Origin of the sequence: Microbacterium sp. OVT16B, assembly GCF_019969705.1 — a bacterium.
In the GTDB taxonomy this organism is placed as follows: domain Bacteria; phylum Actinomycetota; class Actinomycetes; order Actinomycetales; family Microbacteriaceae; genus Microbacterium; species Microbacterium natoriense.
The window spans coordinates 2,233,442-2,254,278 of record NZ_JAHXZA010000001.1; the positions used below are offsets into that span (position 1 = coordinate 2,233,442).

General features: G+C 69.0%; 20 protein-coding genes. 13 read left to right on the forward strand and 7 right to left on the reverse strand.

Features of this window, described 5'->3' with window-relative positions:
* Positions 1-14: 14 nt before the first annotated feature.
* Positions 15-1,424 (reverse strand): trehalose-6-phosphate synthase, encoded by a 1,410-nt coding sequence (locus LC438_RS10650; protein ID WP_105673272.1) that lies wholly within the window; start codon positions 1,422-1,424, stop codon positions 15-17.
* 51 nt (positions 1,425-1,475) lie between these two features.
* On the reverse strand, positions 1,476-2,720 hold the full coding sequence (locus LC438_RS10655; RefSeq protein ID WP_223586536.1) for an MFS transporter: 1,245 nt from the start codon (positions 2,718-2,720) through the stop codon (positions 1,476-1,478).
* A gap of 185 nt (positions 2,721-2,905) precedes the next feature.
* On the opposite strand from LC438_RS10655, the gene LC438_RS10660 reads away from it, so the two are divergent.
* Both LC438_RS10660 and LC438_RS10665 read left to right on the forward strand, forming a co-directional pair.
* On the forward strand, positions 2,906-4,099 hold the full coding sequence (locus LC438_RS10660; protein ID WP_223586537.1) for a PLP-dependent aminotransferase family protein: 1,194 nt from the start codon (positions 2,906-2,908) through the stop codon (positions 4,097-4,099).
* A gap of 4 nt (positions 4,100-4,103) precedes the next feature.
* Positions 4,104-4,373 (forward strand): hypothetical protein, encoded by a 270-nt coding sequence (locus tag LC438_RS10665; protein WP_105673269.1) that lies wholly within the window; start codon positions 4,104-4,106, stop codon positions 4,371-4,373.
* A gap of 51 nt (positions 4,374-4,424) precedes the next feature.
* On the opposite strand, the gene LC438_RS10670 is transcribed toward LC438_RS10665, so the two are convergent.
* From LC438_RS10670 to LC438_RS10680, 3 genes are read right to left on the reverse strand one after another with little or no spacing between them, the layout of a single operon-like run.
* A complete protein-coding gene (locus tag LC438_RS10670; protein WP_223586538.1) occupies positions 4,425-5,603 on the reverse strand; it encodes an acetyl-CoA C-acetyltransferase in 1,179 nt (392 codons plus the stop codon).
* Between the two features lie 4 nt (positions 5,604-5,607).
* Positions 5,608-6,246, reverse strand: coding sequence for a 3-oxoacid CoA-transferase subunit B (locus LC438_RS10675; RefSeq protein ID WP_223586539.1), 639 nt, complete (start codon positions 6,244-6,246; stop codon positions 5,608-5,610).
* Position 6,247: 1 nt separating this feature from the next.
* Positions 6,248-7,021: a CoA transferase subunit A gene (locus tag LC438_RS10680; protein WP_105673267.1), complete on the reverse strand. Its 774-nt coding sequence runs from the start codon at positions 7,019-7,021 to the stop codon at positions 6,248-6,250.
* A 104-nt stretch (positions 7,022-7,125) separates the two neighbouring features.
* Here LC438_RS10680 and LC438_RS10685 point away from each other — a divergent pair, with 104 nt between their 5' ends.
* Genes LC438_RS10685 through LC438_RS10700 form a run of 4 tightly spaced genes read left to right on the forward strand, consistent with a single transcriptional unit; the run spans position 7,126 to position 10,134 of the window.
* Positions 7,126-7,911, forward strand: coding sequence for an IclR family transcriptional regulator (locus LC438_RS10685; RefSeq protein ID WP_105673266.1), 786 nt, complete (start codon positions 7,126-7,128; stop codon positions 7,909-7,911).
* A 33-nt stretch (positions 7,912-7,944) separates the two neighbouring features.
* Positions 7,945-8,382, forward strand: a complete 438-nt coding sequence (locus LC438_RS10690) for a MarR family winged helix-turn-helix transcriptional regulator (protein ID WP_223586540.1) — start codon at positions 7,945-7,947, stop codon at positions 8,380-8,382.
* The gene (locus LC438_RS10695) at positions 8,379-9,605 is read left to right on the forward strand and encodes an MFS transporter (RefSeq protein ID WP_223586541.1); all 1,227 of its coding nucleotides are present in this window, start codon (positions 8,379-8,381) and stop codon (positions 9,603-9,605) included. The genes LC438_RS10690 and LC438_RS10695 overlap by 4 nt, the downstream gene beginning before the upstream one ends.
* A gap of 49 nt (positions 9,606-9,654) precedes the next feature.
* The gene (locus LC438_RS10700) at positions 9,655-10,134 is read left to right on the forward strand and encodes a YbaK/EbsC family protein (RefSeq protein WP_223586542.1); all 480 of its coding nucleotides are present in this window, start codon (positions 9,655-9,657) and stop codon (positions 10,132-10,134) included.
* A gap of 104 nt (positions 10,135-10,238) precedes the next feature.
* Here LC438_RS10700 and LC438_RS10705 read toward each other — a convergent pair whose 3' ends face one another.
* Entirely contained in the window at positions 10,239-11,735 is a 1,497-nt protein-coding gene (locus LC438_RS10705) for an Ig-like domain-containing protein (RefSeq protein WP_223586543.1), read from the reverse strand.
* A gap of 201 nt (positions 11,736-11,936) precedes the next feature.
* Positions 11,937-13,412, reverse strand: a complete 1,476-nt coding sequence (locus tag LC438_RS10710; protein WP_223586544.1) for a LuxR family transcriptional regulator — start codon at positions 13,410-13,412, stop codon at positions 11,937-11,939.
* A gap of 104 nt (positions 13,413-13,516) precedes the next feature.
* On the opposite strand from LC438_RS10710, the gene LC438_RS10715 reads away from it, so the two are divergent.
* From LC438_RS10715 to LC438_RS10745, 7 genes are all read left to right on the forward strand, one after another.
* Positions 13,517-15,193, forward strand: coding sequence for a SulP family inorganic anion transporter (locus tag LC438_RS10715; protein WP_223586545.1), 1,677 nt, complete (start codon positions 13,517-13,519; stop codon positions 15,191-15,193).
* 2 nt (positions 15,194-15,195) lie between these two features.
* Positions 15,196-15,873: a GAP family protein gene (locus tag LC438_RS10720; RefSeq protein WP_223586546.1), complete on the forward strand. Its 678-nt coding sequence runs from the start codon at positions 15,196-15,198 to the stop codon at positions 15,871-15,873.
* 61 nt (positions 15,874-15,934) lie between these two features.
* On the forward strand, positions 15,935-16,309 hold the full coding sequence (locus tag LC438_RS10725) for a PLDc N-terminal domain-containing protein (RefSeq protein WP_223586547.1): 375 nt from the start codon (positions 15,935-15,937) through the stop codon (positions 16,307-16,309).
* Positions 16,306-17,307, forward strand: a complete 1,002-nt coding sequence (locus tag LC438_RS10730; RefSeq protein WP_223586548.1) for a DUF1214 domain-containing protein — start codon at positions 16,306-16,308, stop codon at positions 17,305-17,307. The genes LC438_RS10725 and LC438_RS10730 overlap by 4 nt, the downstream gene beginning before the upstream one ends.
* An 80-nt stretch (positions 17,308-17,387) precedes the next feature.
* The gene (locus LC438_RS10735; RefSeq protein WP_223586549.1) at positions 17,388-18,563 is read left to right on the forward strand and encodes a hypothetical protein; all 1,176 of its coding nucleotides are present in this window, start codon (positions 17,388-17,390) and stop codon (positions 18,561-18,563) included.
* A gap of 221 nt (positions 18,564-18,784) precedes the next feature.
* Positions 18,785-19,579 (forward strand): tyrosine-protein phosphatase, encoded by a 795-nt coding sequence (locus LC438_RS10740; RefSeq protein ID WP_223586550.1) that lies wholly within the window; start codon positions 18,785-18,787, stop codon positions 19,577-19,579.
* A 280-nt stretch (positions 19,580-19,859) separates the two neighbouring features.
* Positions 19,860-20,735, forward strand: coding sequence for a DUF2510 domain-containing protein (locus LC438_RS10745; RefSeq protein WP_223586551.1), 876 nt, complete (start codon positions 19,860-19,862; stop codon positions 20,733-20,735).
* Positions 20,736-20,837: the final 102 nt, after the last annotated feature.

Sequence of the window (20,837 nt, forward strand, 5' to 3'; positions counted from 1 at the left end):
TATGGCCGCCGGTCTCAGCGCCCATGCACCTCGGCGAGGGCCCGGAGGAACGACGACGACCACGCGTTCACGTCGTTCTCCAGAACACGGCGACGCAGCGCCCGCATCCGTCTCCCCTGTTCGCGCGGCGTCATCTCCACCGCCTGCATGATCGCGTCCTTCAGTCCCTCGATGTCGTGGGGGTTCACCCGCACCGCCTGGCGAAGCTCGTCGGCAGCGCCGGTGAACTCGCTCAGCACGAGCACGCCCCGGTTGTCGGCCCTCGTCGCGATGTACTCCTTCGCCACGAGGTTCATCCCGTCTCGCAGCGCGGTGACCAGCATGACGTCGGCGGCGAGGTACAGCGCGACCATCTCCTCCCTGGGGTAGCCCTGGTGGAGGTAGCGGATCGCCGTGTGGCCCATCGTGTCGGTGTCGCCGTTGATGCGGCTCACCGCGAGCTCGATCTCATCCCTGAGGTGGACGTAGGCGTCCACGCGCTCGCGGCTGGGGCTCGCGACCTGGACCAGCGTCACGTCCTCGACGTGCAGCCGACCCTCGGCGAGGAGCTCGCCGTACGCCTTGATCCGGTGTCTGATGCCCTTGGTGTAGTCGAGGCGGTCGACCCCGAGGAAGATGCGCGCCGGATTGCCGAGGCTCTCCCTGATCTCGGCGGCCCGCGCCTGCACGTCAGGACGCGCGGCGAGCTCGAGGTAGGGCGTCGTGTCGATCGAGATGGGGAACGCCTTCGCGACCGCTGTGCGCGTCTCCCCCGGCGCACTGGGCACGGCCACGGCGGAGCCCTTGACCTCGTACCGCAGGCGGCGCCGCACGGCGGTGAGGAAGTACGTCGCGTCCTGCGCGCGCTGGAACCCGATCACATCGGCGCCCAGCAGCCCGCGGAGCACCTGATCCCGCCAGGGCAGCTGCGCGTACAGCCCGTGAGCCGGGAACGGGATGTGATGGAAGTAGCCGATCGTCACATCGGGGCGCAGCTCACGCACGAACTGCGGAACGAGCTGCAGCTGGTAGTCGTGCACCCAGACCGTCCCGTTCTCCGACACGGCGGATGCCGCGGCCTCGGCGAAGCGGCGATTCACCGTGACGTAGGCGTCCCACCACTCGCGGTGGTACTGGGGCGGGGCGATCACGTCGTGGTACAGCGGCCAGATCGTGTCGTTCGAGAACCCCTCGTAGTACTCGGCGACCTCCTGGGCGCTCAGCGTGACGGGGATCAGGTCGATGCCGCCGATCTCGAAGGGTGCGAGCTCGAGGTCGGCCTGTCCCGGCCAGCCCACCCACGCTCCGTGGGCGCTGCGCATCATCGGCTCCAGAGCGGCGACGAGGCCGCCGGGCGAGGTCCGCCATTCCTCCTCGCCGTCGGGTCCCTCGATCCGGTCGACCGGAAGGCGGTTGGCGACGACGACGAAATCTGCGACGGCCATGATGGGTCTCCTCACACGAGCGGTTCGGTGTCCCCAGGCTATCGAGGTCGACTACGCCGTGGCGGCAGCGGCGGGTCGGATCGCGCTGAGCCGCCAGTTGAGCAGGCCCGCCGCGAACGTGACGAGAGCGGCGACGATCGGCAGCACCAGCGCCGCGGACGTGCCGACGCTCTCCGCGAGCTCCCCGGCGACCGCCGCGCCGATCGACTGTCCGACCACCACTCCTGAGCCGAGCATCGTCATGACGGTGGCCGAACGGCCGAGCGGGCTGCGCGCCGCGCCGAAGCTGTACTGCGTCACGAGCGTGGGGCCGATGCCGACGCCCATGATCGCGAGGGCGACCATCATCGCCGCTGGCGAGTCGACGAACGGCAGCAGCAGGGTCCCCGCCAGCAGGATGCCGGCGAAGACCAGCCACCGCGCGCGCATCGAGAAGCGCGGGGGCAGCCAGGCGACGCCGAGCGCGAGCACGGCGGAGCCGACGCCCATGACGCCGTAGAGCAGACCGGCCTGCTCCGGCGCGTCGCGGTCGGCCATGAACGACGTGAGCGCGGTCAGCATGGTGCCGAAGAAGATGCCGACGCCGAGGATGCCCAGCACGACGATGAGGAGCTGCGGCCGGAAGAGCTCGGACACGGCAGACGGCGCTCTGCCGTCGGCGTCGCGGTGCAGGGAGACCGCGCGTGCGCTCGGATGCAGGGCGAACGCGCCGACGAAGAGCACGGTGAGTCCGGCGGCGACGACCAGAGGCGCCCACGGGGCGATGGCGGAGGCCAGGATGCCGACGAGGAAGGGACCGAACACGAACACGGTCTCGTCGGCGGCGGACTCGTACGCCATCGTCCCTGAGATCGTGCGGGAGCGGCCGACCTCCGGCATCCGATCGGTGATCATGGTGACGAGACGCGAGCGTGACAGCGGCGCGACCTGCGGTGCCGTCGCGCCGATGCCGAAGGCGCTCAGGAGCACGAACGGGTCGGCGGCGGCCCCGTAGACGACGACGGTGAACAGCACCAGCATCGCCGCGTTCGCGACCGCGAGCAGCGTGAGCACCGCGCGCTGACCGAATCGGTCGGCCGCGGCGCCCAGGAGCGGGCCGAAGCACGCGGTGCCGAGGCCGACGGCCGCGGAGGTGAGGCCGCCGAGCGACAGCGATCCGCGCGCGGAGACGACGACGGTCAGGACGCCGACCACCATCATCGCGAACGGGAGACGCGCGATGAACGCGATGAGGAAGTAGGGAAGACCGGCGATGCGGAGCAGGGTGGGCTCTGCGGAGGAGTGCGTGTGTGTCATGGCTCTCGCGCGCCCAGAGGACGCGGGGTGGGGTGCCGCCGCTGTCCGTCGGAGAGCCGACGGCCGGTAGATACACGGGTGCGACTGCGGCGGACCGCAGCCCCTCCAGGATACCGCGTCATGGAGAATCCGGCAGATCCCGCGGCGCAGTAGGGTGGTCGTCACCCGCGCACCCAGGAGGTCCCATGCCCCGTCCAGAGACGCTCGTCGCGCTGCCCCGCCGCTCCGAGCGCGCCGGATCCGCGAAGACCTCCCCTGTCCGGGATCTGCTCGCGCTCACCGAACGCCCCGAGGTCATCTCCTTCGCCGGGGGGCTGCCCGCACCGGAGCTCTTCGACCTCGACGGCATCCGCGCGTCCTTCGACGAGGCCCTCGGCGCACCGACTGTGCTGCAGTACTCGACGTCGGAGGGCAATCACGCTCTGCGCGAGATCGTCGCCGGGCAGTACACGGCCGACGGTCTCCCGACGGATGCCGGTGACCTGATCATCACGACCGGTTCTCAGCAGGGCCTCGGACTCCTCTCCACGGCTCTGCTCGACCCGGGCGACGTGATCCTCGTCGAGGAGCCCTGCTATCTCGCCGCGCTGCAGACCTTCGCTCTCGCGGGAGCACGCGTGGTCGGCGTCCCCTATCTCGGAGACGAGCTCGACCTCGACGCCCTCGATGCCCTCGCCTCGGCGCATGCCCCGAAGTTCTTCTACACGGTGCCGACGTTCCAGAACCCCACGGGGCGGACCCACGGCCTCGCCGCCAGACAGCGGATCGCGGATGCCGCGATCCGCCACGGATTCCGCATCATCGAGGACGAGCCGTACCGGCAGCTGCGGTACTCCGGAGACCCGCTCCCCTCGCTCGCGACCTTCGCACCCGATCATGTGCTGAGCCTCGGCAGCTTCTCGAAGGTCATCGCACCCGGACTGCGCATCGGCTGGGTTCGCACGACCGCTGACATCCGCCCCACCGTGACGATCGCGAAGCAGGCCGCGGATCTGCACACGTCGACCATCGATCAGGCCGCCGCGGCGCACTACCTGGCGTCGGGTCGAAGCGATGCCGCCCTCGCGCGGATCCGCGCGGCCTACGCCGATCGACGGGACGCGATGCTCGACGCTCTCGCGACAGCGCTCCCGGCGGGCAGTTCCTGGAACAGCCCAGACGGGGGCATGTTCGTGTGGGCGCGACTCCCCGAGGGAATGGACGCCACCGCAGCCCTCGCGCACGCCCTCCGTCATGACGTGGCTTTCGTCCCCGGAGCGCCGTTCTACGCCGGGCCTGCCGACGCCCGGGCGATGCGGCTGTCGTTCACGACGTATGCTCCCGATCGCATACGCGAGGGCATCGCTCGCCTCGGCATGGGTCTCGCGGGGGTAGCGTAGAGGTATGCGCTACCTGTTCAGCACGGGACTGTTCGCCGCGATCTCCGCGGGGATCTCGCTGCTCCGCGGCACTCGAGAGGCGCCGATCACCTGGCGCGCGGTGCTCGCGTGGGTGAGCTGGGGCATCACCCTGGCCTTGGCCATCGGCGCCGTGATCGACACCAGACGCGACGAGCGCGGCGACATCGTCGCCCCCGACTCGCCGCTGGCGTCGACGCAGGCGAAGCGCGCCAAGAAGGCGGAGAAGGCCGCGGCGAAGGCGCTCAAGCGCTGATCGACCGCACGGCCCTCGCCGACCGACGAGACGACGAGGCCGGAACGTCCCTCACCTCGTGAGGATGAGGGCTTCTCCCTGTCCCCCGCCTCCGCACAGCCCGACCGCGGCCGTGCCGTGCCCACGCCGGGCGAGTTCATGCGCGGCGTGCACGACCAGGCGTGTACCCGAGGCGCCGATCGGGTGACCGATCGCGATGCCCCCGCCGTGAATGTTCACGATGTCGCTGTCGAGGCCCAGCTCCTGCTGCGAGCGGGCGACGACCGCTCCGAAGGCCTCGTTGATCTCCACGAGATCGAGCTCCGACGGCGTGATCCCCTGCTTCTCGCAGGCGCGCTCGATCGCGCGCGCCGGCTGCGCCTGCAGCGAGTTGTCCGGCCCTGCGGTCTGACCGCTCGCCCCGACGGTGACCAGCACGTGCCAGCCCTTGGACTCGGCGTTGGCGCGGGTGGTCACCACGACCGCCGACGCACCGTCGGAGATCTGCGACGAGTTTCCCGCGGTGATCGAGCCGCCCTCGGCGAAGGCGGGGCGAAGACCCGCGAGGGATTCGACGGTGGTGTCGGGGCGGATGCCCTCATCCGCCGTCACCTGCACGGCAGGTCCACGGCGCTGAGGCACCTCGACGGCGACGATCTCCGCGTCGAACACACCAGCGCCCTGCGCGGCGGCGGCCCTCTGGTGAGACAGCGCGGCCACGGTGTCCTGCGCCTCTCTCGTGAGCTCGTACCTCGCGTTGTGCCGCTCGGTGGAGGCGCCCATGCTCTCCCTGTCGTAGGCATCGGTGAGTCCGTCGAACGCCATGTGATCGAGCACCTCGACGCTGCCGTAGGTCCAGCCGTCACGCGAGCCCATCAGCATGTGCGGGGCGCGGGTCATGGACTCCATCCCGGCGGCGACGACGACCTCCGCGTCACCGGTGCGGATCATCCTCGCGGCATCGATGATCGCGGTCAGCCCCGAGAGACAGACCTTGTTCACGGAGTGCGCGGGCACATCCCAGCCGATCCCGGCCCCGATCGCCGCCTGACGGGCGGCGTTCTGCCCTGACCCGGCCGCGAGGACCTGGCCGACGATGACCGCGTCCACCTCGGCCGGGTCGATCCGGGCCTGCTCCAGAGCGCCGCGAATCGCGAACGATCCGAGCTGCGGAGCCGTGAACGACGCGAGCTGACCTTTCAGGCGCCCCTGGGGCGTACGGGCGGCGGCGACGATGACGATGTCGGTCATGGGTTCACTCCTTCGTGAGGATCAAAACGGGTTCGGTGGCGGCGATGACGTCGGCGGCGGTGACTCCCGGCGCGGTCTCGACCAGGACCAGGCCCGCATCCGTCACGTCGATCACCGCCAGGTCGGTGATGATCCGGTCGACGACGCCGCGGCCGGTGAGCGGCAGAGAGCAGTCGTTCACGAGCTTCGCCGAGCCGTCCTTGGCGACGTGCTCCATCAGCACGATCACGCGGGCGGCTCCGTGCACCAGGTCCATCGCGCCGCCCGGGCCCTTCACCATCTTGCCCGGGATCATCCAGTTCGCGAGATCTCCCGACGCCGACACCTGCATGGCGCCGAGGATCGCCGCGTCGATCTTGCCACCGCGGATCATCCCGAAGCTCGCGGCCGAGTCGAAGAACGCCGCGCCGGGAAGCGTGGTGACCGTCTCCTTGCCCGCGTTGATCAGGTCGGGGTCGACCTCCTCCTCGCGCGGATACGGCCCCACGCCGAGGATCCCGTTCTCGGACTGCAGGACGACGATGACGCCCTCGGGGACGAAGTTGGGGACCAGCGTCGGCAGGCCGATGCCGAGGTTCACGTAGGAGCCGTCCTGCAGCTCGGCGGCGGCGCGCGCGGCCATCTGCTCTCTGCTGAGTGCCATGTCAGGCTCCTTCCGCGGCGACCGTGCGTCGCTCGATGCGCTTGGGGATGTCGGTGCCGACCTCGACGACGCGGTGCACGTACACCCCGGGGAGATGGATGCGATCGGGGTCCAGCTCGCCCGGCTCGACCAGTCGCTCGACCTGGGCGATGCACACCCGCCCCGCCATCGCGGCGAGCGGGTTGAAGTTGCGGGCGGCCTTGTTGAAGACCAGATTGCCGTGACGGTCGCCCGCCGCGGCGTGCACCAGCGAGAAGTCAGTCCTGATCGCCTCTTCGAGCACGAACTCGCGGGGCGCGCCGTCGATCTCGAAGGTCCGCACGTCCTTGACCGGCGAAGCGACGGCGATCGACCCGTCCGAGGCGTAGAGGCGGGGCAATCCGCCCTCGGCGACCTGAGTGCCGACGCCCGTCTGCGTGTAGAACGCGGCGATGCCCGAACCGCCCGCGCGCAGCTTCTCGGCGAGCGTGCCCTGCGGGGTGAGCTCGAGCTCCAGCTCCCCGGAGAGGAACTGCCGTTCGAACTCCCGGTTCTCCCCGACGTACGAGGAGGTCATCTTGCGGATGCGCCGCGCCGCCAGGAGGACGCCGAGGCCCCAGTCGTCGACGCCGCAGTTGTTGCTCACGACGCTGAGCTCCTTCGTACCCTGCGCGAGCAGCGCCTCGATGAGCGCGATCGGGTTGCCGGAGAGTCCGAAGCCGCCGACCGCGATCGAGGCCCCGTCGGGGATGTCGGCGACGGCCTCGGCGGCTGTGGCCCAGTTCTTGTCGATCACGCGTGCTCCTTCGAAGACGTGTACCTCTCCAGCATCCGCCCGCCGACCACGAGGCGACAGCAGGCTCTTGCGATGTGGGCGAACTCGGCGATAGCGTCCACATTATGGAATCCTCCCGCAGCGTTCCGGGCGCGCAGGCGATCGCCCGCGCAGCCCGCCTGCTGCGCCTGGTGACAGCGGGCGGGTCCGACGGCGCGACCCTGCAGGATCTCGCCCGGAGCGCGGATCTCTCACGTTCGACGACCCACCGGCTGCTCAGCGCACTCAAAGCCGAAGGACTCGTCGATCGCGACGGTGAGAGCACGAGATGGATGCCTGGGCCCGAGCTCTTCCTCATGGGAACCGTGGCAGCCGCGCGCTACGACGTGACCGCGCTCGCCCGAGACATCGTCCGATCCTTGGCCGTGAAGACGGAGGAGAGCGCGTTCTTCTCCGTGCGCAGGGCCGACGAGACCGTGTGCCTGCTGAGAGAGGAGGGGTCGTTCCCGATCCGCTCCTTCGTGCTCAGCGAAGGGGTCAGATTCCCGCTCGGCGTCGCGAGCGCAGGGCTGGCCATCCTGGCCTTCCTTCCTGACCACGATGTGGATGCCTATCTCGACCGGCATCCCGAGCTCGCACAGGAGTGGGGGCGGCAGCACGCTCCCGACCCGCTGCGGGCACGGCTCGCCGACACGAAGGAGCGCGGCTACGCGGTGAACCCCGGTCTCATCGTGGAGGGCAGCTGGGGGCTCGGCGCCGCGGTCTTCGACCGCAGCGGACGGCCGGAATGGGCGCTGAGCCTCACGGGGGTCGAGTTCCGCTTCGGTCCTGAGCGCCTCGCAGACCTCGGACGCACGCTGCTGGCGCACGCCCATCAGCTCTCCGCGCGCATCGCGAACGGTCGCCGCTGACATTTACATACCATCGGGTATATACTCATTGGTATGCAACGCGTGGATGTCATCCCCTCCCTCGTCCTCTCCGGGTACGCCCTGGGCAGAATCGCCGCACAGGATGCCGGAAACGACGCCCCGGCGGCGCAGTGGCGCGTGCTCAGCCTCCTCGATCAGAACGGCTCTCGCCGGGTCGGGGAGCTCGCAGCGGCGTCACGCACCACGCAGCCGGGGATGACCCGCCTCATCGGAGGCCTGGAGCGAGAAGGACTCGTGCTCCGCTCCCCCGATCCGGAGGATTCCCGAGCGATCGTCGTCGACATCACCCCTCAGGGCTCCCAGGAGCTGAGCGCCTGGCGCGAGGAGTTCCGCGACACGCTCGCCCCCCGCTTCGCCGATCTCGTCGACGAGGACTGGGCCGCCCTGACCCGCGCCGCGGAGATCCTCGCCGCGCACACCGCCACCGAACCGACAGGAGCACTACGTTGAACACCGCCGCACCATCCGTGTGGAAGCAGCCCGCACAGGTCTGGGCCGTCGCCTTCGCGTGTGTCGTCGCCTTCATGGGCATCGGCCTCGTCGACCCGATCCTCCCCGCCATCGCCGAATCGCTCGAGGCGACCCCGGTGCAGACCGAGCTGCTCTTCACGAGCTACCTCGCGGTCACGGGCATCGCGATGCTGGTCACGAGCTGGATCTCGAGCCGCATCGGCGCGAAGAAGACGCTCCTGATCGGCCTCGCGCTCATCGTGGTGTTCGCGCTCCTGTGCGCCCTCAGCGGCAGTGTCGATGCTGTGATCGGCTTCCGCGCCGGCTGGGGCCTCGGCAACGCCCTCTTCATCTCGACCGCGCTCGCGACGATCGTCGGCGCCGCCTCCGGAGGCAGTGGAGCGGCGATCGTGCTGTACGAGGCCGCCCTCGGACTCGGCATCGCGATCGGCCCGCTCCTGGGCGGGCTGCTCGGAGAGCAGAGCTGGCGCGCCCCGTTCTTCGGCGTCGTCGTGCTGATGGCCATCGCTTTCGTCGCCATCCTCGCGCTGCTGCGCGGTCCGAGCGAGAAGCGCGAACCCGTGCCCTTCTCCGCCCCCTTCACGGCGCTCCGGCGGCCGGCACTCGCCGTTCTCGCCGTCGCGGCCCTCTTCTACAACATCGGCTTCTTCGTGCTCCTGGCGTTCTCGCCGTTCCCCCTCGGGTTCGGCGCCATGGGGATCGGCTTCACGTTCTTCGGGTGGGGCGTCGCGCTCGCGGTCACGAGCGTCTGGGTCGCTCCGCTTCTGATGCGCCGCATGAAGCGCACGCACATCATCCTCGTTGTGCTGCCGCTGCTGGCTCTGGATCTGGTCGCGGCGGGTCTGCTGGTGTCCTCCGCCACCGCCCTGGTCGTGTGCATCATCGTGGGCGGACTGCTGCTCGGCGTGATGAACACCGTGCTCACCGAGGCCGTGATGGAGGCGACCGACCTGCCGCGCTCCGTAGCGTCCTCGGCGTACTCGGCGGTGCGTTTCCTCGGTGGAGCCATGGCGCCGCCGATCGCGGCGGCACTGTGGCACGCGTTCAACGCGACGGTCCCGTACCTCTTCGCCGCCGTGTCCGTGCTCGTCGCGGCGCTCACGATCCTCCTCGGTCGAAAGGCTCTCGCGCACATCGACGACGAGTCTGAGGGCGGTGCCGCCGAGGACGCGGAGGCGATCCTCCTCGGGGACGCCGCGTAGCACGTCGCCTCCTGTCACACGAGCCTGCCGCGTTCGATACGGTGGGGCGATGACCGCCCTCGACCTCCCTGAACGCAGCAGGCTCGTGCTACGTCACCTCGAGGATGCCGGTGTCGACACCGTCATCCGTGTACTCCCCGACTCCGCTCGCACGGCCGCAGAAGCCGCGGCGGCGATCGGATGCGACGTCGCCGCGATCGCGAACAGCCTCGTGCTCCTCGCCGACGGTGCGCCGATCCTCGTCATGACGAGCGGTGGTCATCGCGTCGACCCGACAGCCCTCGCTCGGAACGTCGGAGCGCAGGAGGTCGTGATGGCTCCCGCCGCTGTCGTCCGGGAGTCCACCGGGCAGGCCATCGGCGGCGTCGCTCCTGTCGGACACCCCGCGCCCCTGCGCACCTACATCGACGCCGACCTGGAGGATCACGGCGAGATCTGGGCGGCCGCCGGCCACCCGCACACTGTGATGCCCCTCACCTTCGACACGCTGAAGGCCCTCACCGGTGGAAAGGTGATCTCCGTCGTCTGAGCGGAACTGCGCTGCGGTCGGAACCACCACCGGCATCCCCGTGACGAGGTGCACGACGGCCCGTTCCCCGCTCGATCTCGGCGATGGGGAACGGGCCGCGCACCTCAACGACGTCGACGGCGCAGAGTCGCACCCGTCGTCATCGCAAGACCGAGCAGCAGGGCCGCAGCGCCTGCCAGGAGAAGCGGAGTCGGCACGTCCGAACCCGTCGATGCGAGCGAGCCGGTCAGCGGCAGCTCCTTCGGCGGCGCGGGCTTCTCCGGCGTCGCCGGGGTGGGCGGGGTCACCGGCGGCGTTGCGGTCGCCGTGTTGGTCAAGGTGATCGACGCCGCAGCGCCCTCCCCGATGGTGAGCTGTGCCTTCCCACCGTCGAGTACGCGCACTCCGGTGCCGCCGAACACGGGCGTGTTCCACACGACACCGTCCACGACAGGAGGAGCCGCCTCCTCGAGCGTCACGACCGTACCGAGGGGAAGCGCGATGCTCTGCACCGGGGTGCCCGGAACGAGCGTGATCGTCTTCGTCACGACGGGGTCGCCGTACGAGTACGTCACCGTGTACGCCGCATCTGCGGGCACCTTTCCGGCGCCGTCTCCGGCCACTGCCTTGACGAGCGTGAAGGCGCCGGTCTCCTTGCCCGTTCCGGCGCCACCACCCGCGGTCGTCCACACCTGGTTGTCGTGCACGGTGATGCCGTTGACCGTGGCGGTGTTCGCGTAGGTCGCGCCCTCCACCGGGTTGGTCGGCTCCGTCGTGTACTTGACCATGTAGTACTTGGTCGCATCGATGGGACCCGGGATCTCGAGATGGAACGCCGTACCCGTGGCGTTCCACTCCCCCGTCCATCCCGGCACGGTGAAGGGCTTGGTGTTCGTCTCGTCCGTGCCCCACACCGTGAGCACGCCGTCGACGTTGTGGTGCTCCGCGGTACCAGCACCCGCCGGGGTGAGCTCGTCGTCGACGGTGATCTTGCCGGCGTCAGCGAAGGCCGAACCGGGAATCGCGACCACCCACGCGATCTTCCCGTCATCGGTCAGCGACGACCACTTCGCCGGAGTCCCCGGCAGCGGCTTGCCCGGGATGATGCCGCCCCCGGGAATGTCGACGGGTGTGATCTTGCCGTCGACCACGAAGTCGACCGTGGTGTCGGTCGTGGCCTTGTCGGTCTTCGCGACGAACCAGAGCGTTCCTTCGATGCCGGTGCGCCCGGTGACGTAGTCGGTCAGCGTGCAGGTCACGACGGGCGCCGCGTCGGATGACACGGTGCAGTTCGCGACGGTCTGACTCGGATCATCCTTCGACGGGATGGAGAACGTGCCGTTGAAGCCGGCGAACTCCTCCGGAAGCGTGAACCCGAACGTCTGTCCTGCGGCGGCGCCGTCGGGCACGGACCAGTCCGCGTCGATCCTGATCTGCTCGCCGACGTTGACCCCGCCGGTGCCGTCGACCGTGGTCACCGTGATCGACCCAGGGTCGATCGCCCCCGGATAGTCGTACTCCGCGGCGGACGCGGGCGCGATTCCGAGCCCGATCGTCGCCCCGAGAGCGATGAGAGCGCCGATCGCGGCGCGCACGCCGAAGCGCTTTCTGTTGCTGAGCATGGTGTTGTCCTCCAGTCACCGTTGCTCCCTCGCGTCCCCACGCGAAGGTCCCCATACGTAAGTAGACCGCAGAAGGCGCGATCCGTTACGCGGAATACCAGCATCTGGTTCAGATCAGGCATTTCTGCCGGTGAAACCCGTCGGTCGGACCTTCACGGACGCGCGCTGAAACCGCCGCGGAGGGTCCTGAACAGACCGCCGCTAGCGCCCTTCGGAGACGAGCACCGCAGCGCGTCGCGTTGAGACCCCGAACTTCCGGTAGATCGCGCGGATGTGGGACTTCACCGTGGGGTAGGCGACTCCGAGGCGCGCGGCGATCTCCTCGGCGGTCATCGTGGTGCGCAGGAACGCCAGCACCTCCCGCTCGCGGTCCGTGAGGATCCCGGCGAGCGCTGCCGCGTGCGCTCCACGCCTCTCAAACACGGCGAGCAGGAAAGACTGCTCACTCGATCCCCAATGGGCATGGGCGCTGAGAAGGTCGGCGATCACCGGGTCGTCCGTGAGGAACGGCGCGAAGACGTTCTCGGACGCGGCGGTCTCCAGTGCTCTCTCGAGCTGCTCGTGGGCATGGGAGCCGCGCCCGGCGACGGAGTGCAGTGCGGCGGAGGTCACCAGCGTGCTCACCCTCGCGTACCGGGGCATCCCCGCAGCGGCGGCGAGCCGGAAGGCCTGGCTCGACATCACCGGCTCACCCATCACCCGATACAGCTCGGCGAGAAGAGCGTGGGCGACGGCGGCGCCGGTCCGCGTGAGCACGGGCGCCGAGAGAGCGCGGGCGCGTTCGTCCTGCCCCTCTGCGTGCGCGAGCCAGGCCGAGACCACGCGACGGAGGGTGTCCCAGGGAATGCCGTGCTTGTCGGCCTTGCTGATCCCCCTGAGAAGGCCCGCCGCCGTGTGATAGCGGTCCTCGCGCTTCGTCGCCACGAGGCTCATCACGTAGTACAGGCGCGCCAGCGCCTCGAAGTTGTTGCCGGGGCTCTCCTCGACGATGACCGATTCGAAGAGCACGATCGCCCGTTCGAAGTCGCCCCGCCAGTAGGCGATGCATCCGCGATTCGTTTCGGGGAGGCCCCCCTCGAAGCGATCCCAGTCAGACGGATGCTCCGACGGCGGGAGCGCATCGAGCACCCTCTCGGCATCCGAGAACAGCCCGGCCTGAGTGAGTGCGAACGCCAGGTTTGACTGGGCGAGCCGATGGGTCTCCGGCCGGTTCCGCAGACGAGCCTCGTCGGCGGCGGAGCGCAGGAGCGCGATGGCCCTGGCGAAATCCCTGCGGAGCCTGACCTCGGTCCATCCAAGCAGGAACAGCGCTGACGGATAGTCATCGTCCGCACCGCATTCGGCGAGCGCGACGTGGGCGCGATCGGCGACGGCGGCCTTGGCTGAGGCGTCCGGGGCGAGCAGGAGGTCGGTGAAGCACGCGACGAAGTCGTCCTGAGCGACGCGCAGGCCCTGACCGCGCAGGTACTCCGCCCCGTACGAGTCGCCGGCGAGGTCGCGGCAGCAGGCTCTGATGAGGAGGATGTGCGGGTCGTGCGGGTCCTGGTGATCCACGCAGAGCTGCTCGAGCTCTGCGGAGTGGGACTCGATGATCAACCGCAGCCAGTTCTTGCGCAGGATGCTCCGGGCAGCCTCGGGGTCCGCGAGCGCCAGTTCCTCGCGAATCGCCTCGATCATGCATCCACGATAGCGGCGTCCGGAATATCGGAGCGGGCCGGCGTCTCATCCGCTGAGGATGAGACGCCGGCCGCAGCCGCCATCCGCACGCCAGGCTGGCAGCGATGAACCGTCTGCTCCCCGGCCTGAGTCGCCGGAACCTCGGCCGAGAGCTGCGCGCCGGGGTCACCCTGATCGCGATCTCCATCCCGATCAACATCGGCTACGCGCAGATCGCCGGTCTGCCCCCGGTCGCTGGCCTGTACGCGCTCGTGCTTCCGACGATCGTGTGGGCGATCGTCACCTCGTCGCGTCAGCTCGTGGCCTCGCCCGATGCCTCGGCGGCGGCGCTGGTCGCATCTTCCATCGGCGGACTCGCGGCGGCCGGGTCACAGGGCTATGCGACGATGGCGCTCGCGCAGGCGATCATCTGCGGAGTGCTCTTCCTCGCGATGTCCGCGTTCAAGCTGGGCTTTCTCGCGAACTTCCTCTCCACGCCCATCCTCGTCGGATTCATCGCGGGCCTCGCCCTCGACGTGCTCGTCTCCCAGGTCGCGAAGATGCTCGGCATCCACATCGACTCCGGCGCCGAGTTCTCGGAGAAGTGCGTGGCACTCGTCACCGGTCTCCTCGGCGCGAACGTCTGGTCGATCCTGATCTCGGCAACCGCTGTCGTCGTGCTCCTCCTGGGGCGAAAGGTGCTCCCCATCGTCCCCTGGGCGCTGGTCGTGCTCGTGGTCGCGACGGCAGTCGTCGCTCTCACGCACGCCGGTGATGCGGGTATCGCGGTCCTCGGCGCCGTGCCCTCAGGGCCGCCGGTGATCACCTGGCCGGTGCTCGACTGGCATCAGTGGATCGCTCTCGTTCCTTCGGCCCTCGCCCTCACGGCCGTGGCGACGACGGAGGGGCTGCTCGTCTCCCGCTCCTACGGGGAGCAGCACCGCTATCCGACACGACCGAACCGCGACCTCCTGGCGTTCGGGGTGGCGAACATCGCCGCGGGCGCGAGCGGCTCCTTCTCCGTCGGCGCATCCACAAGCCGGACGGCGGCGATGGATCAGGCCGGATCGCGGACCCAGCTCCCCTCTCTCGTCCTGGCCGCCGGCACCGTCCTCCTGCTCCTCTTCGGCACGGCTCTGCTCGCGGAGATCCCCTCGCCCGCGATCGGGGCGATCGTCGGCGTCGCCGTGGTCCCGCTGCTCGGCGTCTCGGAGTTCCGCGGGCTCTGGCGCCTGTCGCGCTTCGAGTTCTGGATCGCGGCCGTGTGCCTCCTGGTCACCGTGCTGGTGGGGGCCATCGCCGGGATCGTGGTCGCCTTCGTACTGGCCCTGGTGAACCTCGTCCGTCGCGCCGCGAATCCCGCGATCGATGTGCTCGCCGAGAACGACGACCCCGGTGCGTCCCTGCTGGACGAGGCGCCGACCGGTGTCCTCACCGCAGACGGGGTGATCGTCGTGCGGATGTCCGCTCCCCTGTTCTTCGCCAACGGCACGGTCTTCGCACAGGCCGTCGAGAGAGCCGTCGAGGCCGCAGGCTCCGAGCAGGTGCACAGCCTCGTCGTGGACATGGAGGGCATCACCGATGTCGACGTGACGGCGGCGCACGCCTTCGACGGGCTCCGCACGTGGTTGCGGGACAGGGAGATCGTTCTCGCGTTCAGTCGCACCCGCGTCGGCGCACGTCCTCGCCTCAGCCGCTTCGGGATCATCGGCGACGACGACCCCGTCTACTCGACGAACCGTGCGGCGGTGAGCGCGCTGACCGGCGTCGACCATGGCCCCACCACTACGGAAAGGTCCTGACCATGCTCGCCACCGTCATCGGGGAGATACTGCCCCTCACTCTCGCCATCGCCATCAGTCCGCTCCCGATCGTCGCCGTCATCCTCATGCTGCTCTCGCCGAATGCTCGACGCACGGGGATCGGCTTCCTCCTGGGGTGGGGCATCGGCATCGTGGTGCCCGTGACCGTCTTCGTGCTGGTGGCGGGCACACTGCCCCCGAAGACCGGTTCCGATGGACCGGACCCGATACGGGCGATCATCCAGTTCGTGCTCGCGGCGCTCCTGCTCCTCCTCGCCGTCGTGCAGTGGCGCAGGCGGCCGGAGCCCGGCGCAGAGCCCGCGCTGCCGACGTGGATGTCGGCGATCGATTCCTTCACCTTCGCGCGCGCCCTGGGGCTCGGCCTGCTGCTCTCGATCCCCCGTCCGAAGAATCTGCTGATCGCCGCCAGCGCGGGAATGCTCATCGGCGGCGCCGGCCTCTCCTCGGCACCCGCCGCGATCGCGACCGCGGTGTTCGTGCTCTGCGCGGTCTCCACGGTGCTCATCCCGGTCGTCGCCTACCTCCTGGCCGCGGAGCGCCTCCGCGCGCCCATGGAGGCGCTCCGCGAGTGGCTCGCGCGGGAGAACGCGGTGATCACGACCGTTCTGCTCGTCGTCATCGGCGTGCTCATGATCGGCAAGGGCCTCGGCTCGCTCTGACTCATCCATCCGTCGGGCCGCGACCTGCGCGCCCGCTCCTCAACGAAAAAGGGAATCACACATGTACTTCTGGGAAATCCTCAGCTGGATGCTCTGGGCCGTCGTCTTCATCAGCTACCTGTTCGCCCTGTTCGCGATCATCACCGACCTGTTCCGGGACCGCGCGCTCAACGGCTGGTGGAAGGCGGTGTGGATCGTCTTCCTGATCTTCCTGCCCTTCCTCACCGCCCTGGTCTACCTCATCGCCCGCGGAGGGGGCATGGCCGAGCGCGGCCAGCGGGCGGCAGCGGACGCCGAGGACTCGGCACGGGCCTCACTCCGAGAGCTCGCCGGAAAGAGCCCCAGCGACGAGATCGCCGCCGCCTCAGCGCTCCTGCAGGCCGGCACGATCACCCAGGACGAGTTCGCTCTGCTGAAGTCGAAGGCGCTGGCATGAGCGCGGCCTCCGGTCTCGGCCCCGGCACGGCGGGCCCCTCGTCCACCGCGGGCAAGACGTCCCCCATCGAGGTCAACGTCCTGAACTTCGCCAGGGCGGAGACCGATCTCATGTTCTCGCGGCTGGATGCAGGCTCGGGCCTCGGCGTGTGGAACCACACCTACCAGCTGAAGCCGCTCGACGATCAGCCGATCATCCGCCAGAATCGCGACACCCTGTACAGCAGTTCGATCGTAGACGTCCGCGATGGCGTGACGATCACGATCCCGAACACCCGTGGTCGGTACATCTCCGTGTTCGTGATCAATCAGGACCACTACGGCCAGGCGATCCTCCGCGACCCCGGTGAGCACGTGCTGACCCGCGAACTCGTCGGCACGGACTACGCGGGCATCATCGTGCGCATCCTCGTGGACCCTGCGGACGACGAGGATCTCGCCACGGTGAACCGCCTGCAGGACGCCCTCCGCATCGTCGGAGGCGGCACAGGACCGTTCCCGATGCCGGTCTACGATCAGGAATCGCACACCGCGACGCGCGCCGCGATCCTCGACCTCGCGCGCGGCGTCAGCAAGTATGACCATTCCTTCGGCACGGTGGAAGAGGTGGATCCGATCATGCACCTGCTCGGCACGGCATCCGGCTGGGGCGGGCTCCCCGAGTACGAGGCCACCTACATCAGCGTCGATGAGAACCTCCCCGTCGACGAGTACCGACTCCGCCTCGCCGATGTACCCGTCGACGCGTTCTGGTCGGTGTCCCTCTACAACGCAGCGGGCTTCTTCGAGGAGAACGCCCTCGGAGTCAACAGCATCAACAGCCTCACGGCGATTCCGGATGCCGACGGCGGCGTGACCGTGCGCTTCGGCGTGCGGGTGGACGGCGTCGCGAACGCCCTGCCGATCATGCCCGGCTGGAACTACGTGCTGCGCCTGTATCGTCCGCGGCCGTCCGTCCTCGACGGCTCCTGGGTCGCGCCCCGTCCGGAGGTTCTCTGAGAAGGACGGGTGGGGGCGGCCACGCCCCCACCCGTCTTCTTCCCTCCTCTTCTCCCCCATCCCCCGTAAGGACTCGAAGAATGGTCCAGCAGACAGCCGAAGAGCTCACAGAGGAGCTCGCGCGACTCACCGCGGCCAACGCCGAACTCACCCGGGCGCTCGATCAGGAGCGCGAGCGGAGCGCCGCAGCGTCGGAGGAGCCCGCCGAGGCTGTTCCGCTCACCAGGCCACCGCGTCGCTGGGGCCGGACGCTCCTGGCGGCCACGTTGATCGCGGTCGGCGTGCTGTTGTCCCCCGTCGCCGTGGTCTCGACCTGGGCGCACAGACAGCTCACCGACACCGCCTACTTCGTCGACACGTTCGCACCGCTGGCGAAGGATCCGGCCGTGCAGGCCTTGGTCGCCGACCAGGTCATCGCCGCGATCGAGTCCCAGGTCGACATCGACCGCATCGCGGACGACCTCTTCGCCGGTCTCCAGGATCTCGATGTCGGGCCGAGGGCCCAGGAAGCGCTGGCGCTTCTGCAGGCTCCTGCCGTCTCCGGCATCCGATCCCTGATGGAGACGACGGTGACGGGCTTCATCACGTCGGACGCCTTCGCGGCGATCTGGGCCGACGCACTGGAGTTCACGCATCGGCAACTGGTGAACACGGCCACGGGCAGGGAGGACGCGGCGATCACGATCGGCGCCGGTCAGGTCGAACTGCAGCTCGAGCCGATCATCCGGGCGGTGAAGGACGAGCTCGTCGCCGATGGCTTCCCGCTCGCCGACCGTATTCCGACGATCTCCCGGTCGATCGTGATCGCCGAGGGCGATTCCGTCGGCCTCTACCTCGCCGTGTACCACCTCGTCGTCGCGATCGGCGTCTGGGTGCCCTGGCTCATGCTGATCACCCTCGTCGCTGGCGTGCTGTCGGCTCGCAGCCGGGCGCGCGCGGCGGCCTGGGCCTCCGGAGCCGTCCTGGTGATGATGCTGCTGTTGGGGGTCGGCGTCGACGCCGGGCGGAACGTGTTCGCGCTGGCCGTCGCCTCCGCCGTCCCGCACGACGCGGCGCTGGCCGTCTACAGCGAGGTCCTCGGGTTCGTCGCGAGCATGACTCTCGCGCTGGGCACCCTCTCCGCCGCCGTGCTGGTGATCGCGCTCCTCGCCGGTCCGTCGCGCTGGGCTCTCGGTCTCCGACAGCACGCGCGCCGCGCGATCTCCGCGATCAGGAGCAGCGCGGAAGCGCACGGCTACACCACAGGAGTCGTCTGAGAGCGCGTGGAGCGCGGCAAGAGGCCGCTTCGGATACTCATCGGCGCCGCCTGCGCCGCGTTCATCCTGCTCATGCGACCGCTCACGCCTGGGATGATCGTGGGCACCGCGATCATCGGCGTCGGCGCACTCGCGGTCCTCGAGCTCCTCTCGCGTCCGGCACCCGTCCCGACGCGATCAGCACCGTCCACCAGCGAAGACCTCTCGAAGGAGATAAGAGCATGAATGACACCCACGACCGCACGATCCCCCTCGCCAGCGCGCCGAACCTGCGCGATCTCGGTGGGATCCCCACCGAGAACGGGATCGTGAAGCGCGGTCTCCTGTATCGGTCGGCGACGCTCTCCTCGCTGACCGATATCGACCAGCACTGGTTCGCCACGGCCGACGTGCGCACGGTGTACGACCTGCGCACAGCGGACGAGGCCGCCGCATCACCGGATAACCTCCCGGCCGGCACGATGGGCCGCAACCTGGACGTGCTCGCCGACAGCCCGACCAGCGTGGCCGCGGGCCTCGCAGAGCTCGCCGCCGATCCGGGAGCCTTCGCGTCGACTCTCGCGAACGGCCGCGGTGAGGAGCTGTTCGAGGAGACCTATCGCGACCTGGTCCGGATGCCGTCGGCCCTGAGCGCCTACCGCTCGTTCTTCCTGAGCCTGATCGACGGCGACCGTCAGGGTGCTGCCCTGTTCCACTGCACCACCGGCAAGGACCGTACCGGGTGGGCGGCGGCGTCAGTGCTCTCGCTTCTCGGCGCCGACATCGACGACGTGTACGACGACTACCTCCAGACCAACACCGACCTCCTGCCGGCCCTGGAACCGCTGCTGCAGCAGGCGGAGGCACACGGTGTGGAGCGCGAGGTGCTCCTTCCCGTCCTCGGTGTGCGCGAGAGCTACCTCGCCGCGGCCTTCGCGGAGGTCGATGAGCGCTTCGGCGGCATGCGCGCCTATGCGGCGGAAGGGTTGGGGCTGACCGACGAGGAGATTCACGCGCTCTCGGTGCTGCTCACCTGAGCCGCGCGCTCCCGCGCGAATCCAAGCCGTAGAGTGCGCGTCTGCGGGTGCAGAGAATGTAGCTGACCATGTCTTTCCCCCGGGGCACCGATGTTCGGACTTCTTCGGCTCTGCGCGGCACTTGGACGAAGGAAGATCTCACCCAGCACGTGACGTGCTGGGCCCATCTGCAGCCCCTGCGGAGCGCCGGGAAGCTCTTTCCTCCATCGAATGTCCGATATGCCGATAGCATTCGGTCACCGGTCTGAGGCGACCGGACACAGCACCGAGAGGAACTCCCATGACCGATCCGACCCCTGCCCCCGGATGGTACCCAGCGCCGCACGCGAACAACGAGCAGCGCTATTGGGATGGCGCCCAATGGCTCGAATCTGCCCCTCAGGCCACGGCGCTGGGCGAGAAGAAGCTCAACATCTTGGCTCTCGTGAGCATGATCGTGGCCGTGGTCGGGTTCATCTTCGCGTGCATCCCAGGAGCGTTGATCGTCGGGTGGATTCTGCTTCCGATCGCGTTCGTCCTCAGCATCGTCTCCCTCTTCCTAAAGGGCGACAAGAAGTGGTTCGGCATCGTCGGCCTGATCCTCTCCATCGTGGGAACGATCGTCGGCGTCATGGTCTTCATCGGAGTCATCGCGACCGCTGCCGATGAGGCATTCGGTGGCAGCGATACCACGGTCACTGCGCCCTCTGATCAGCCTTCCGGCGATGAAGGCGAGCAGTCCAGCGTTGCTCCCACCGCCGAACAGGGCACCCGAGAAAGCCCCTATCCCGTCGGATCCGAGATCAGCACGAACGACTGGACCGTCGTCATCAACTCCGTGAATCGCGACGGCAACGCGGTGGTTTCAGAAGCCAACCAGTTCAACTCACCCGCTGCGGCCGGCACGCACTACGAGATCGTCAACTACACGGTCACGTACAAGGGCGCCGAGTCTGGCTACTCCGCCGAAGTCGCGCTCGCCGCAGTGACCTCCTCCGGGAATGTGGTCAACTCATACGACTCCCTCGTCTCCCTCACCGACGACATGGGGCTGGATGAGCTCTACGCCGGAGGCACCCTCACAGGCTCGGCTGCATTCGCTATCCCGGACGGTGAGACGTACACACTGCGCGTCCGACCCGGCATCATTGCTGATGAGGTCTTCGTACAGCCCTAGCCACACGACGCCTAACCGACCCCGCCGATCGATGCTCCAGCCCATCCGTCGGCGGGGACGTCTATGCCTGGGCTTCGGCGTGGCGTCGGATCTTCCGTGGAG